Raw genomic sequence first — 14,011 nt, forward strand, 5'->3', positions numbered from 1 at the left:
GGAACTACTATGGCTATTCGTAAGTACAAGCCGACAACCCCGGGTCGCCGCAACAGCTCCGTTTCCGAGTTCGAGGACATCACTCGTTCCACCCCGGAGAAGTCCCTGCTGCGCCCGCTCCCGAAGAAGGGTGGCCGCAACACTCACGGCCACATCACTACCCGCCACCGTGGCGGCGGCCACAAGCGCCAGTACCGCGTTATTGACTTCCGCCGCTCCGACAAGGACGGCATCCCGGCAAAGGTCGCTCACATCGAGTACGACCCGAACCGCACCGCCAACATCGCTCTGTTGCACTACGCAGACGGCGAGAAGCGCTACATCATCGCACCGAAGGGCCTGACCCAGGGCACCACGGTAGAGGCTGGCGCCAACGCCGACATCAAGGTGGGCAACAACCTGCCGCTGCGCAACATCCCGACCGGTACGACCATCCACGCCGTGGAGCTCAAGCCGGGCGCCGGCGCCAAGCTGGCCCGTTCCGCAGGCACGTCCATCCAGCTGCTGGGTAAGGAAGGCACCTACGCCGTTTTGCGTATGCCGTCTTCCGAGATCCGCCGCGTGGACATCCGCTGCCGCGCGACCGTCGGCGAGGTTGGCAACGCTGACCAGATCAACATCCGCTGGGGTAAGGCCGGCCGTATGCGCTGGAAGGGCTGGAGGCCCACTGTCCGCGGTGTTGTCATGAACCCGGTCGACCACCCGCACGGTGGTGGTGAGGGTAAGACCTCCGGTGGCCGCCACCCGGTTTCCCCGTGGGGCCAGCAGGAAGGCCGTACCCGCAACCCGAACCGTTATTCCAACAACATGATCGTGCGCCGTCGTCGCCCGAACAAGAAGCGCTAAGAGGAGGTAACTTCACATGCCACGCAGCCTAAAGAAAGGCCCGTTCGTTGACGAGCACCTCCTCAACAAGGTGGATGCTCAGAACGAGGCCGGAACCAAGCAGGTCATCAAGACCTGGTCCCGCCGCTCGACCATTCTCCCCGACTTCATCGGGCACACCTTCGCCGTCCACGACGGCCGCAAGCACGTGCCGGTGTTCATCGACGAGTCCATGGTCGGCCACAAGCTCGGTGAATTCGCACCGACGAAGACCTTCAAGGGTCACGTCAAGGAAGAGAAGGGGCGTCGATAAGCAATGAGTGACACCATCACCTCCGCACGCGCTACCGCCAAGTACGTTCGCACTTCGCAGATGAAGGCGAACCGCGTCCTCGACCTCGTCCGCGGCAAGTCCGTGTCCGAGGCCCTGGCAATCCTGAAGTACGCGCCGCAGTCCGTGTCCACCCAGGTGGCCAAGGTCGTCGCGTCTGCAGCTGCCAACGCTGAGAACAACTTCGGTCTTGACCCGCGCACGCTGGTCATTTCCGAGGCATACGCCAACGAAGGCCCGACCATGCGCCGCTACCAGCCGCGCGCCCAGGGCCGCGCATTCCAGATCCGCAAGCGCACCTGCCACATCACCGTGGTAGTTGAGAGCCAGAAGGAGGCTTAAACTCACATGGGTCAGAAAATTCACCCGCACGGCCTCCGGCTGGGCATCACCGCTGACTGGAAGTCCCACTGGTACGCCGACAACAACTACGCAGACTATGTCGCTGAAGACATCAAGATCCGCGAGTTCCTGAACAAGAACCTGCAGCGCGCAGGCATCGCTGACATTGTCATCGAGCGCACCCGCGACCGCGTCCGCGTCGACATTCACACCGCCCGCCCGGGTATCGTGATCGGCCGCCGCGGTGCAGAGGCTGACCGCATCCGCCGCGAGCTGGAAAAGCTCACCGGCAAGATGGTCGCCCTGAACATCCTCGAGGTCAAGAACGTCGACGCCAACGCCGCTCTGGTCGCCCAGTCCGTGGCAGAGCAGCTGGTCAACCGTGTTGCATTCCGCCGCGCCATGCGTAAGGCCATCCAGTCCGCGATGCGCCAGCCGCAGGTCAAGGGCATCAAGATTCAGTGCTCCGGCCGTCTCGGCGGCGCTGAGATGTCCCGCGTCGAGCGCTACCACGAGGGCCGCGTCCCGCTGCACACCCTGCGCGCCGAGATCGACTACGGTCTCGCTGAGGCAGAGACCACCTTCGGCATCATCGGTGTCAAGGTTTGGATCTACAAGGGTGACGTCGTCGGCGGTGTCCGCGAGTCCGAACTCAACGCACCGAAGAACGAGCGCGGTGGCCGTGGCGACCGCGACCGTCGTCCGCGCCGTGGCGGCCAGCGCCGCCAGCGCGCTGAGCAGAAGAAGGAGGGTTAAGTTCATGCTTATCCCGAAGCGCGTCAAGTACCGTCGCCAGCACCGCCCGAACCGTTCGGGCGTGTCCAAGGGCGGCAACACCATCAACTTCGGCGACTACGGCCTGCAGGCTCTCGAGCCGGCGTACATCACCAACCGCCAGATCGAGTCCGCACGTATCGCCATCAACCGCCACGTCAAGCGCGGCGGTAAGGTTTGGATCAACATCTTCCCGGACCGCCCCCTGACCCAGAAGCCGCTCGGTGTGCGTATGGGTTCCGGTAAGGGCCCGGTGGAGAAGTGGGTGGCCAACGTCAAGCCTGGCCGCATCCTGTTCGAAATGTCTTACCCGAACGAGCAGGTCGCCCAGGAGGCTCTGCGCCGCGCCGGCGCGAAGCTGCCCTGCAAGACCCGCGTTATCTCGAAGGAGGACCTGTACTAATGGCTACTGGTACCCCCGCACACGAGTTCCGCGAGCTCACCGAGGCTGAGCTTAAGGACCGCCTGTCCGCTGCTAAGGAAGAGCTGTTCAACCTGCGCTTCCAGAACGCTACCGGTCAGCTGACCAACAACCGCCGGATCTCGACGGTCAAGCGCGACATCGCCCGCATCTACACGGTGCTGCGCGAGCGCGAGCTGGGCCTGTCCACTGTCCCTGGTGAAGGAGCGTAAGTAAATGACTGAAGCAACTGGAACCGCCACCGGCAAGGGCCCGAAGCACACTGAGGCCCAGCCGAAGGAGAAGGGGCTGCAGAAGCGCCGCCGTGGCTACGTCGTGTCCGACAAGATGGACAAGACCATCGTCGTCGAAGTCGAGGACCGTAAGTCCCACGCCCTGTACGGCAAGATCGTCCGTACTACCAAGCGCGTGAAGGCTCACGACGAGAACAACGAGGCTGGCGTGGGCGATCTCGTCCACATCATCGAGACCCGTCCGCTGTCCAAGGACAAGCACTTCCGCCTCCTGGACATTGTGGAGAAGGCTCGCTAGTCCTCTCTCTTCGCGAAGAAACCCGCCGATTTCAATCGGCGGGTTTCTTGCTGTTTAGTGCATCGGCTACATCATTGAATGAGGTGCTCGAGTTCGCGCGCGTAGGGTGTGTCTGCGCCTGCTCGGGACACCGTGATCGATGCGGCGAAAGCGGCGAAATTGAGGAATTCCCGCCACTCGCTGTCGTTCAAATTCAGCAGGTCGTCGCGGCCCAAACCACGCCGGTCGAACTGGTGCACCAGCGCGGCCATCACGGTGTCACCGGCGCCAATGGTGTCTACAACGTGGACGTCGTGCTGTGCGACGGAGCACTGGCCAAACGGAGCGCGCACGCGAATGCCGTTCGAGGACGTGGTCACCACGACGGGGACGTTGGATGTATCACCGAGGAATCCAACCTCGTCCTCGGACAGCTTCAGCACCGTGACACACTCCAGCATGCCCCGCAGGAACGCGCGGTGTTTTTCTGTTGCAGTGGCAGGGCGGATATTCGGATCGAGGCAAACGACGGCACCGGATTCTGCGCTCGAACGAGCGGCAGCCACGTAGCGCGACGCGGCCGGCTCAAGTGCCAGCGAAAGGCTGCCGAACACCGCGAAGCCCTCTGACACAGGCACTGGTTCTGCCTGGCGGTCGGCAGTGCCCTCGGTGTAGAACTGGTAGCTTGCCGATCCATCGTCCCCGATGGATGCCACCGCCAATGTGGTGGGCTCGGGCCCGGTGGGGCAGTGGGGGAGGGCGACGTGGGCGTCGACAAGCGAGGCGCGCAGCTCGCGGCCGAAACTATCGCTGGACAACCGCGATTGGAACGAGACGGTGGATCCCATGCGGCCGAGCGCGCGTGCGACATTGAACGGGCCACCGCCGAGCGCTGGCCGCAGAGGCGCGAGTGGAGGCGTGCCGGCGGGCACCAGGTCCACCAGTGCCTCGCCGTAGACCGTGATCATTGGGTGCGCGTTGCCTGGTCGAAGAACTCCCGCTCGTAGTAACAGGCGTACATGAAGGCTTCGGCAGCCTTCGCGCGCTGCTCCTCGGACGCGTTGGACAGAGCCTTCTCCACGCTCTGCAGTGCCATGCGCACACCGTCTACGAAGTCATCGCCGCCGTACATGGACAGCCATGCGTTGTAGGGGTGGGCATCGTGGTTGTTCTCTGCAAGGTGCATGCCCACTTCGGCGTAGAGCCAGAAGCACGGGAGCACCGCGGCGGCGCCGATGGCGTAGTCCGCCAGCGCCGCGGTAGACGTGAGCATGTTCACGTACCCCAGCGTCACCGGTGACGGGGGAGTGTCCGCTGCGACCTCGTGCGCGGAGATCCAGCTGCGGTGCAAATCGGATTCCGCCTCGATGGCGACAGTCGCGGACTGGGACCACCACACCTGGTCCTCGGCGTCGGGAGCTTTCACGCTTAACGACGCCAGCGCCCGCGAGTACTCCCGCAAGTAGTAGGCATCCTGAACCAAATAGAAGGAGAACTGCTCCCGCGGCAGCGTGCCGTCGCGCAGAGCGCGGATGAACGGAGAGTCCAGGGTTTCCGGCCACACCTTCGCTGCTGCTTTCTCCCAGAGGCCCCGGGTGAAGGGGCCGGCAGCCTCGATCTTGGGTTCGAGGATGGGGGAGGAGGTGGTGTTCGGGGCGGTCCAATCGTCGCTAAGCTTCCAGGGCTGCGTGGAGCCTGCCGCTGCGAGACGGCGCGCGCGATGGGAGTGGTCGATGGGGCCGTGGCCGGTGCCAACGTTGAGGTCGTCCGCGTGCGCGATCGCCTCATGCAGCCAGCTCGACGTCCACGCGAGTGCCGTGTCTGGGTCAATAGCCATGCGCGTGGCGAAGGCCGACGACAGGGAGCAGCCCGTGCCGTGCGTGTTCTTCGTGTCTACACGGGGGACTTCTGCGACCTCGGTGACACCGCCGGGAGAAACCAGCGCGTTCGAGGCCATGCCTTCGCGCAGGTGGCCACCCTTGACCACGACTTTCACGCCGCTGGCGTCTGCGTAGGCGCGGCCCTGCTCCATGGCTTCCTCGAGCGTGTCCGCAGGCTGCGTGCCCGCCAGCACAGCCAGCTCCGGAATGTTGGGCGTGACCACGGTGGCGTGCTCCTTCACGAACTGCCGCAGCGCCTCCTCCGCATCCTCGGTCAGCAGGCGGTCACCGCTGGTGGCCACCATCACCGGGTCCACCACGACGATGGGCACCGGATGCTCCGTGAGGTAGTCGGAGACCGTCTTCGTCGTCTCTGCGTCACCCAGCATGCCGATCTTCACCGCGTCGACCTGGACGTCGTCGAAGACCGCGTCGAGCTGTGCCTTGAGAAACTCCTGCGGCGGGGTGTGAATATCGCGCACACCGTGGGTGTTCTGCGCCACCAGCGAAGTGACCACGCACATGCCGTAGCCGCCCGCAGCGGCAATTGACTTCAGATCGGCCTGGATGCCCGCACCGCCCGTCGGGTCCGTTCCGGCAATGGACAGGATGTTAGGGATAGCGCTGGGCGTGCGTTCGGCCATCAGACAATTCCTCCGCGAATTCGAGTTCGATCAGGTTCAACGGGTGTAATCTCAGCCCGGCCTCATCGGGGGCTGGGCACCCCGTGTCTTATCCCTCGATCATACGTGAGGCTTGCGTCCGTCAGGGGGTCTTCAAACAATTGAAGGCCTGACTTCGACGTGTATCAAGGCCAGGTCTCGCGGCTGAAGAGCCGCGGCTTCGGACTGTTGCGGATTCCTGGGGGGCGGCTCGCCCCCTTTGGACGCTGGAATACTGCTCAGGCATATAAGCATTAACGCACGCTTTTGACCTGCGAGTTTAGATGAGCAGTATTCCGGAAAACCGCCAGTAGTATTCCGGGCTGGATGGTGCCCCCATTGGTACGGCTACCCTTCGCAACGGCCTCGGGGTCATTGCAGCACTCTGCTCTGCTCAAGGTTCTGCATCCGAGGCCAAGCGCGGCCGCCGCTTCTACCTCACAGCGCTCGTCACCGTACCGACGAAATTGTCGTAATCGGCGCGTATGCTCTCCAGCGGCTCCACCACGGCTGTTTGAGAGATCTCCGCTACCTCTCTGCGCACCGCGTTCCGGGTGCGACGCTTCACCCCGGAGCCAATCACCCCGCCGAAGACGGTGGTGACTAGACCGATGATCAGACCTGTCAGCAGTCCGGCCATGATCAGCAGGGTGGGGACGGGCCAGCCTTCGACGGTGGGGACGAGATCGTCGCCAAGCAGCGGCATCAGCGCGCCCGGCACGAATGCCACGAGCAGATACCAAACCACTCCAGCCAGCGCGGCGATGAGCGCCAGCCACTGAATCACCGTGAGCAGGAACCATCCGCGGGACGGTTCTGCGGGGAGGCGGGTGCGCGCCACGGCACGGTCCAGTTCACCCGGCAGAGACTGGGAAATCTCCTCGGTGCGGTCCGCCACCGCCGCTGACCACGCGTGGGGCAGGCCGGCAGCGGCGGCTGCGGAATAGTCACGCAGACCTTTGTTCGCCACCGCTTTGCCGGATGCATCCAGCTCCGGCATCGAGGTGCGGTGCACGCCGACGTCATCGGACTCCTCCCGCAGGCCGAGCCGGCGCAGAGGATCGGGGCGGAACCTGGTGATCCAGCTGGTCAACAACCACCCGGTGCGCTCATGCAGCCGCTTGCGGTAGGCGGCGGCAGTGGTCGAGGCGATGCGCTCCGCCCCGGCCGCTTGAGACAAGGTCGCGTCAAGGGCACGCTTCGCGTGCTTTTCGACGCCACCCACCCCACTTGCCGGCGCATAGTCCTCCGTCACCGCCCGAATGTCAGCTTCGATGCGGGCGGCCTGAGCAGTGTGCGCGCGGGCAACCTTGGAAATGGAGCCCCGCAGCGCCTCAATGCCCTCACCGGTGCGGGTGGAGGTGGGGATGACGGAGATGCGGGAAAGGCCGTCGTCGAGAAGCAAATTCTCGAAGTTCCCGGCAACCGTGGGCACATCGTCCGCATGCAGCAGGTCAGCTTTGTTCAATACGGCGAGGGTGACCTCGGCGTGGCCGGCGTGGGGGCGGATGAACTGGTCGTGGATCACGCTGTCGGCGTACTTCTCGGGGTCGGTGACCCAAACCAGCACGTCGACTTGGCCGGCAAGGCGTTCCGCGATCGCACGGTTGGAGGCTTCCACCGAGTCGAAGTCAGGCAGGTCCAACAAGATGAGTGGGCCGGCGCCGGGAGCGAACTCACCTTCGCGGCTCCGGCGGTCTTCCACCCCAAGCCAGTCCAGCAGCGCTTCGGACCCTTCCGGCTCCCAAATCGCCGCGAGAGGTGAGGATGTGGTCGGGCGGCGCGCAGCTGCCTTGCCTAAGTCCTCGCCTACGACCGCATTGAACAGAGACGTCTTGCCGGAGCCGGTCGCGCCAAAGAATCCTACGACGGTGTGGTCAGCAGACAGGGCGCGGCGTTCCGCTCCCGCGCGCGCGACCGCTTGGAAGCGCTGGACCTCATCGGCAGGCAAGTAGGGCGCGCCGATGGAGGCAGCTTCCTCCAACGCGGCGAGCCGGTCGCCGAGCGGAGTTGTGCGTTTGAATAGCGCCACTATCCCTCGCCCTCCGTTCGGTGAGCTTCAGCGTCAGACGATTGCGTGCCAAACGAGCCGCGCAGCTGGTCGAATAAGCCGCGCAGGGTGCCGTGCTCGTAGCTTTCCCGCACATCCTCGGGGACATGGGCGGCGGGAACCTGCTCTGCGGGGGCCGGCGTGAGGATGCCGGGGAAACGCTCGTCGATCGACACACGCGCCTCAGCAGCGGCGGTACGGATGGATTCGGCAGAGGTTCCCTCGAGCAGCGGGTCAGTGATGGCGTAGTAGCGCTCGCGTTCGCCTCGCAGCAGCACATCGAGACGCTGGTTGAGGTCTTCGCGCGCGTCGGCAGCCATGCGGCGCACTGTGTCCTCGCCGAACACCGTCTCCAGCAACTTCTGGCCTAGCACTGCGGAACCTCCCGCGATGCCGATCTCAGCACCGGTCAGTCCGGCCGTGGTGGAGAACACCACCAACATGAGCGCGACGGTGAGCACGTTGAGCCCCAGCGACATCACGCGGGCACGCTGGCGTTTCTCGCCCGCGGTGTCCTGAATGCGCGTCAGCATCGCCCCCTGCCATTCGCGGATGAGCTGCGCGGCCTTGTCGTCGATGTCCTGGCTGGCGCGGGCCAACGAGGGATCAGCTGCGTGACGACGCTCCGGTGCCACCGCCCCCACATGCGCCCACGCCCGAGACGCCGCCGAGTCCGCCGCATCCACGATCACGGCGTGCAAACCCGACTCCAGCTCCGTCTCCACTTCCCGCAGGGGAGCGGGCTCACCGCTGAAGAAGCTGCCCACCTTGTCCACCGCCTGGCTGAACCAGCGCTCCACACCGCGGAACACGTCCGAGGTGCCTACCACGTCCTGCCAGCGGTCCATGACCTCGGTGCGCAGCATCTTTCCGTCGGACGTGGCATCAATGATGTGGTGGTGCGCGGAGCGGTACAGCTCCAAGATCGACTCGTCGATGTGGTTCGCGAATTCTTCGCTGCGCTGGCGCGTAGCCACCAACTCATCCACGCGAGCAAGGGCGCCGTTGGCCGCACCTGCCACGGTCTTGCCGGCCACCTCGCGCCGGGCAGCCGAATCATCCGCCAATGAGGTCAGGTAGTCCCGGAGCGGCGCCACCATCTCGGTCGGGAGGAACTCCTCCTGCAAGTCCTTCACGTACGGCACTTCGAAGACGGTGGCGCGTTCCAGGCCGGCCTCGTTCAGCATGCGCCGCAGATCAGCCGGGACCGTGGCTGCGGCTGCCTCGTCGAGGCGGTTGAGCACGACCACGACTTCGATGCCGCGACCGGCGGCGTCATGCAGAAAGTTCCACACCAGCTGATCGGCGTAGCGCGCGGGGGTGGTGACGAAGATCCACAAGTCCGCTGCGGCGAGCAGCTGGCTGGCAAGGGCGCGGTTGCGGTCATCGATGGAGTCGAAATCCGGGGCGTCGAGAAGCGAAAGACCCTCAGGAATGCTGGGTGTTTCCACCACTCGCAGCGTCGTGGACTGCTCGTTGCCCGCGCCGTGGGAACGGGCAAGGCCGGGCAGGACCTGCGGCGAGTTGAACCAGTCCGCGTCGCCCGGATTAGCCACCAACACCGGCTGTCGGGTGGTGGGGCGGATGACCCCAGGGTTCGACACATGCTCCTGCAACACGGCGTTGACCAACGTGGACTTGCCGGATCCGGTGGACCCGCCGATCACGGCCAACAGCGGCGCGTCGAGGTTGGCCAGGCGGGGGAGGATGTAGTCGTCGAGCTGGTTGACCACCGCGCGGGCTTCATCGGCGGCGTCGGCGGGCAGCGTGGTCGCGGCCAGCGAGTCGCGCAGCTGCTTGACCGCGCTTAACGGGTCGCTCGGCGGGGTGGTGGTTTGGGGGCTAGTCACCAGCCCATTGTTGCAGAAAGTTAATCCTTGTACTCAGTCTTGGTCAGATTCAGCCAGCCGTATACGCCGCCCATAATCAGGCCGCCGCCCACCATGTTGCCCAGCCACACCACGGACCAGTTGCGCAGAATATTGGCAATGGTGAACCCGTCGATCGTCTCGGGCCCGTAAACGAAGCCGCCGAGTTGGACCATCACGAAGTTCGCGATCGAGTGCTCGTAGCTCATCGCGGCGAACGCCGGAATGACCACGATGATGCCGAGCAATTTGGCGGAGAAATCTTGGCCAGCCTGCGTGGACATCATGAACGCGATGTTGACCACCATGTTCGCCAGAATCGCCTCGACGAACAAACCCCCTGTGGGCTTCGCGAGTTTGTTTTCCAGCACGGTGTGCAGCAGGCGGGTTTCGGGGTCGATGTTGCCCATGAACACCGTATGGGAGATCAGCCAACACACCACCACGGCACCGACCAAGTTGAAGAGTGTGACGAACAGGATCAGCGCCAACCCGCGTAGGACGGACACGTGCTTGGTCACCGCCCCGTAGGTCATGAACATCATGTCGCCGGTGGCGAGCTCGCCTTGCAAGACGATGATGATGTACAGCGTCGTTGCGAAGATGGCCGCGAAGACATAGCCGCCCCAGCCCGGGGCGTAGCTTTCCATGATCGTTCCGGTCGCCGCGGCGAAGGACGTCATGATTCCGAGGTAGACGCCAGCCATGATCGCGCGTACTGCGAACCGGGACGGTTCAGTGGAGAACAGGTCCAGTTTTCTGCCGATGATGCCTGGTGCTGTTTTGTGGAAGTTCATGCCCTCAACATTAGCGGTATTTAATACGTTTGAGCTGCGGTTTGATCAACGTCTTAGTGTGATCTCGGCCCCCTTCTTGCGGGGCGTAGGCAGCGACAGCCTAACCATGCTGGGATGATTTGGTCCAACACCTGTTGACGTGCTTTAATACATCAGTTGCCTGGAGCTGGTCGGCCACGACGCGCGTTTCCGAGCGGAATGGCCGAGACCCTTCGGCCTCGTTGTAGTGGACGAGGTCCGTCGATAAGCGAAGGCGCAAAAAGCAATTGACCACGTGCGTTCAGGACGGAAATCTGGCGCACATTGATCCAGGTCAGGAGACCAAAAGTGATTCAGCAGGAATCGCGTCTGAAGGTCGCCGACAACACTGGTGCACGTGAGATTCTGTGCGTCCGTGTCCTCGGCGGTTCTGTTCGACGCTTCGCCGGTATCGGCGACACGATTGTCGCCACCGTGAAGGAAGCCGCCCCCGGCGGCAACGTGAAAGAGGGCGAGATTGTCCGCGCCGTCGTCGTGCGCGCCAAGAAGGAGACCCGTCGTCCGGACGGCTCCTACATCTCGTTCGACGAGAACGCAGCTGTTCTGATCAAGAACGACACTGAGCCGCGCGGTACCCGCATCTTCGGCCCGGTTGCTCGTGAGCTGCGCGACAAGAAGTTCATGAAGATCGTTTCTCTCGCACCGGAGGTGATCTAGTTGAAGATCAAGAAGGGCGATATGGTCCAGGTCATCGCCGGTAAGGACAAGGGCGCTCAGGGTCGCGTCATCGAGGCGTACCCGAAGCGTGAGCGTGTCCTGGTCGAGGGCGTGAACCGTGTGAAGAAGCACGTTGCTAACTCGTACAACGAGCGCGGCGCTGAGTCCGGCGGCATTGTCACCCAGGAGGCTCCGATCCACGTGTCCAACGTGATGATCCTTGACTCCGAGGGCACCCCGACCCGCGTTGGCTACCGCTTCGACGAGGACGGCAAGAAGGTCCGCGTGGCCAAGTCGAACGGGGAGGACATCTAATGACTGAGATTCAGAACTACACTCCGCGCCTGAAGACGCGTTACCAGGACGAGATCCGCGGCAAGCTCGCCGAGGAGTTCGGTTACGACAACGTCATGCAGATCCCGGGCATCACCAAGATCGTCGTGAACATGGGTGTGGGCGACGCTGCCCGCGACTCGAAGATGATCAACGGTGCGCTCGAGGATCTCACCGCGATCACCGGCCAGAAGCCGCAGCTGCGGCGCGCGAAGAAGTCCATCGCTAACTTCAAGCTGCGTGAAGGCATGCCGATCGGCGCGAAGGTCACCCTGCGCGGCGACCGCATGTGGGAGTTCCTCGACCGTCTGCTGACGGTTGCTCTCCCGCGTATTCGTGACTTCCGCGGCCTGTCGGACACCCAGTTCGACGGCAACGGCAACTACACCTTCGGCCTCGCTGAGCAGACCATGTTCTACGAGATCGACGTGGATAAGGTTGACCGTCCGCGCGGTATGGACATCACCGTGGTGACCTCCGCGGTCAACGACGAGGAAGGCCGTGCGCTGCTGCGCCACTTCGGCTTCCCGTTCAAGGACAAGGACGGCAAGATGCAGCGCCCGTAAGCGCATAACGCATTCGCTTGTCGACGTCTCACCCCCGCACCGCCCGCTCTCCGGGCTGTGACGGGGGTGTTTGTCGTTTATGGGGAAGTTATGGCCGGGCCTTGCCGTGGAACCAGAACGGGACCCAGACCACGTCGGACGGGGCAAGGCTCCAGTCCTTCACGGCGAGTGCGCGTACGGATTTGGTGAGGTTCCCTTCGCCGGAGACCCACACGGAGCGCGGCGGTTGCCCTGCGTCGAAGTGTTCGCGCAGGACGGCCAGAGTGGCTTCGGTCTCGGCGGTTTTCGGTGCTTCTATGACGGTGAGGGAGGCGAGCTTTTCGTGCCACTGCTCAGCCAGGCCGTCCTCGATTTCCTCTGGGGACGTGACGACGGCGACGGCGTGGGTCTGTGTGAGGGCCTGGGGTGCGTTGGCCTCCTGGTAGGCCAGGATATGGCGCAAGGCGGGCAGCGCTGAGGCATCGGCGACGAGTAGCTGCGAGGATGCCGGAGGCTTCCACAGGGCGGGGCACGTGAACATGCCGGCGGTGTCGCCTGGGCGTGCCTGGCGGATCCACCGGGAACCGGGGCCGGAATCGCCGTGGGTGACCACGTCGACGTCGATAAGCTTGCGTGCCCTGTCGAGGCTGCGAATGGTGTACCAGCGGAGGGCGGGGCGTGTCTCCTCGGGGATTGCTGCCACCGCCGCGCGGATGTTGACGCCGCTGAAGCTGAAGGGGCGGAAGGGGTGGCCCGGCTTCGGCATGACTAAGCCGAAATACTCGTCGGGGCCGCTCAAGGGGTAGTCCGCGAAAGCCTCCCCGGTGAAGGTGAGGCGGTGCAGACGTGGCTTGAGCTGCTCGTTGGCGACGAGGGTGACGGGGTGGAGGAGGTGTGTTGGCATGTGTCGTAGAGTTTTCTAAGTAAGGTGAGGCTTGCTTTATTCTGCCTGTGGGGTCTACGGTACGACAGTCGACACAATTTGAACACATTTTTGTGCCCTAAATGGGCCTAGATGCTCCAAGGACCCCACTATGAACTTTCTGAAAAAGCGTGCCGCCAGCACCGTCGCCCTCGTGGCAACCGCCGCCGTCGCACTGACGGGCTGCTCGCGTGGCGAGGGTGAGCCCGAGCCAGCGGCGAACTCCGCCGAGATGCGCGTGGCTAGCCTCGGCCTCGGCGACGCTGACACGCTGCTCGCCCTCGGCATCACTCCTGTCGCCGTTGCCCCGTGGGGAGCGGAGGGAGACATTGGCCCTTCCGGAGTCGGTCCGTGGTCTGAGCACTTGCTTGGCGATGCCGACCCCGTGGCCATCTATAACACCGCTAGTGGCTTTACCGCCGATATTCTCGAGCAGGTCTCTGCCGCGGACCCCACCCACATTGTCGCCGTGAACCAGGCGGTCGATGTCGAAGCCCAGGAATCACTGGAAAACATCGCGCCGACGACGCTTGCTCCTGAAGAGTTCGACGACTGGCAGGTCCCCTGGGAAGATCAGGTCACTGCGATTGCCGAAGGCGTCGGAAAGGAGTCTGAGGGCCAGGAGCTGATCAAGCAGACGCAGCAGGTCTTCGATGATTTCCGCCGGGACCACCCTGAGGTGCAGGGCTCGCGTGCCGCCATCGTCATGCCGTACGACGGCAAGATCGGCCTCTACACGGCCGAGGACGGGCGAGGGCAGTTCATCGAGGACTTAGGCTTTGATATCCCGGATGAGCTGCAGGGCGACGGCTCGACTTTCTTCGTCGATTATGCGCCGGAGAATTACACCGAGCTCAATAACGTGGACTACCTGTTTGTCCTCGACTACAACGGCCTGGTCGACCAGATCAAAGATGACCCGACGTTCAAGAATCTCGATGTGGTGCGCGATGGGCGCGTGCACTACCTCGACACCGATACCGGCAGCGCTATGAGCATGCCCAACCCGGTGACCATCCCTTGGGTCGCGGAGAGGTTCGAGGAACAGCTCTGAG

The 14,011-nt window shown here is 63.8% G+C and carries 17 protein-coding genes and 1 riboswitch; of the genes, 11 read left to right on the plus strand and 6 right to left on the minus strand.

Going from position 1 to position 14,011, the window contains the following annotated elements; translation table 11 throughout:
- The first annotated feature begins 9 nt into the window (after positions 1-9).
- From rplB to rpsQ, 7 genes are read left to right on the plus strand one after another with little or no spacing between them, the layout of a single operon-like run.
- Positions 10-846 carry a 50S ribosomal protein L2 gene (gene rplB, locus KBX17_RS01040; protein ID WP_005286747.1) on the plus strand — a complete coding sequence of 279 codons (837 nt, stop codon included), beginning with the start codon at positions 10-12 and terminating at the stop codon, positions 844-846.
- Positions 847-862: 16 nt separating this feature from the next.
- Positions 863-1,138, plus strand: a complete 276-nt coding sequence (gene rpsS / locus KBX17_RS01045) for a 30S ribosomal protein S19 (RefSeq protein ID WP_005286746.1) — start codon at positions 863-865, stop codon at positions 1,136-1,138.
- A gap of 3 nt (positions 1,139-1,141) precedes the next feature.
- A complete protein-coding gene (rplV, locus tag KBX17_RS01050; RefSeq protein ID WP_005286744.1) occupies positions 1,142-1,498 on the plus strand; it encodes a 50S ribosomal protein L22 in 357 nt (118 codons plus the stop codon).
- A 6-nt stretch (positions 1,499-1,504) separates the two neighbouring features.
- Positions 1,505-2,254: a 30S ribosomal protein S3 gene (rpsC, locus tag KBX17_RS01055; RefSeq protein ID WP_005286742.1), complete on the plus strand. Its 750-nt coding sequence runs from the start codon at positions 1,505-1,507 to the stop codon at positions 2,252-2,254.
- A gap of 4 nt (positions 2,255-2,258) precedes the next feature.
- A complete protein-coding gene (rplP, locus tag KBX17_RS01060; protein WP_005286739.1) occupies positions 2,259-2,675 on the plus strand; it encodes a 50S ribosomal protein L16 in 417 nt (138 codons plus the stop codon).
- On the plus strand, positions 2,675-2,905 hold the full coding sequence (gene rpmC / locus KBX17_RS01065) for a 50S ribosomal protein L29 (RefSeq protein WP_005286736.1): 231 nt from the start codon (positions 2,675-2,677) through the stop codon (positions 2,903-2,905). Before rplP ends, rpmC begins: the two co-directional genes overlap by 1 nt.
- A gap of 4 nt (positions 2,906-2,909) precedes the next feature.
- Positions 2,910-3,224, plus strand: coding sequence for a 30S ribosomal protein S17 (gene rpsQ, locus KBX17_RS01070; protein WP_005286733.1), 315 nt, complete (start codon positions 2,910-2,912; stop codon positions 3,222-3,224).
- Between the two features lie 71 nt (positions 3,225-3,295).
- Here rpsQ and KBX17_RS01075 read toward each other — a convergent pair whose 3' ends face one another.
- The 5 genes from KBX17_RS01075 to KBX17_RS01095 form a co-directional block, all read right to left on the minus strand.
- Positions 3,296-4,171: a carbohydrate kinase gene (locus KBX17_RS01075; protein WP_256018119.1), complete on the minus strand. Its 876-nt coding sequence runs from the start codon at positions 4,169-4,171 to the stop codon at positions 3,296-3,298.
- The gene (locus KBX17_RS01080; RefSeq protein WP_256018121.1) at positions 4,168-5,727 is read right to left on the minus strand and encodes a bifunctional hydroxymethylpyrimidine kinase/phosphomethylpyrimidine kinase; all 1,560 of its coding nucleotides are present in this window, start codon (positions 5,725-5,727) and stop codon (positions 4,168-4,170) included. The genes KBX17_RS01075 and KBX17_RS01080 overlap by 4 nt, the downstream gene beginning before the upstream one ends.
- Positions 5,717-5,821: riboswitch (TPP riboswitch) on the minus strand. It overlaps the preceding gene by 11 nt.
- A gap of 357 nt (positions 5,822-6,178) precedes the next feature.
- Positions 6,179-7,777, minus strand: coding sequence for a GTPase (locus KBX17_RS01085; protein ID WP_256018122.1), 1,599 nt, complete (start codon positions 7,775-7,777; stop codon positions 6,179-6,181).
- Entirely contained in the window at positions 7,777-9,645 is a 1,869-nt protein-coding gene (locus KBX17_RS01090; protein WP_256018124.1) for a GTPase domain-containing protein, read from the minus strand. Before KBX17_RS01090 ends, KBX17_RS01085 begins: the two co-directional genes overlap by 1 nt.
- A gap of 20 nt (positions 9,646-9,665) precedes the next feature.
- Positions 9,666-10,460: a formate/nitrite transporter family protein gene (locus KBX17_RS01095; protein WP_005286720.1), complete on the minus strand. Its 795-nt coding sequence runs from the start codon at positions 10,458-10,460 to the stop codon at positions 9,666-9,668.
- 327 nt (positions 10,461-10,787) lie between these two features.
- Here KBX17_RS01095 and rplN point away from each other — a divergent pair, with 327 nt between their 5' ends.
- The 3 genes from rplN to rplE are packed head-to-tail and all read left to right on the plus strand — an operon-like array spanning position 10,788 to position 12,055.
- On the plus strand, positions 10,788-11,156 hold the full coding sequence (gene rplN / locus KBX17_RS01100) for a 50S ribosomal protein L14 (RefSeq protein WP_040423424.1): 369 nt from the start codon (positions 10,788-10,790) through the stop codon (positions 11,154-11,156).
- A complete protein-coding gene (gene rplX / locus KBX17_RS01105; RefSeq protein ID WP_005286714.1) occupies positions 11,157-11,471 on the plus strand; it encodes a 50S ribosomal protein L24 in 315 nt (104 codons plus the stop codon).
- On the plus strand, positions 11,471-12,055 hold the full coding sequence (gene rplE / locus KBX17_RS01110; RefSeq protein WP_005286712.1) for a 50S ribosomal protein L5: 585 nt from the start codon (positions 11,471-11,473) through the stop codon (positions 12,053-12,055). Before rplX ends, rplE begins: the two co-directional genes overlap by 1 nt.
- An 88-nt stretch (positions 12,056-12,143) precedes the next feature.
- Here the strand turns inward: rplE and KBX17_RS01115 are convergent, their stop codons facing one another.
- A complete protein-coding gene (locus KBX17_RS01115) occupies positions 12,144-12,938 on the minus strand; it encodes a siderophore-interacting protein (RefSeq protein ID WP_005286711.1) in 795 nt (264 codons plus the stop codon).
- A 130-nt stretch (positions 12,939-13,068) separates the two neighbouring features.
- On the opposite strand from KBX17_RS01115, the gene KBX17_RS01120 reads away from it, so the two are divergent.
- Positions 13,069-14,010 carry an ABC transporter substrate-binding protein gene (locus KBX17_RS01120; RefSeq protein WP_005286709.1) on the plus strand — a complete coding sequence of 314 codons (942 nt, stop codon included), beginning with the start codon at positions 13,069-13,071 and terminating at the stop codon, positions 14,008-14,010.
- Position 14,011 lies beyond the last annotated feature (1 nt).

It is taken from the genome of Corynebacterium sp. CCUG 65737 (assembly GCF_024454115.1).
Lineage (GTDB): Bacteria > Actinomycetota > Actinomycetes > Mycobacteriales > Mycobacteriaceae > Corynebacterium > Corynebacterium genitalium.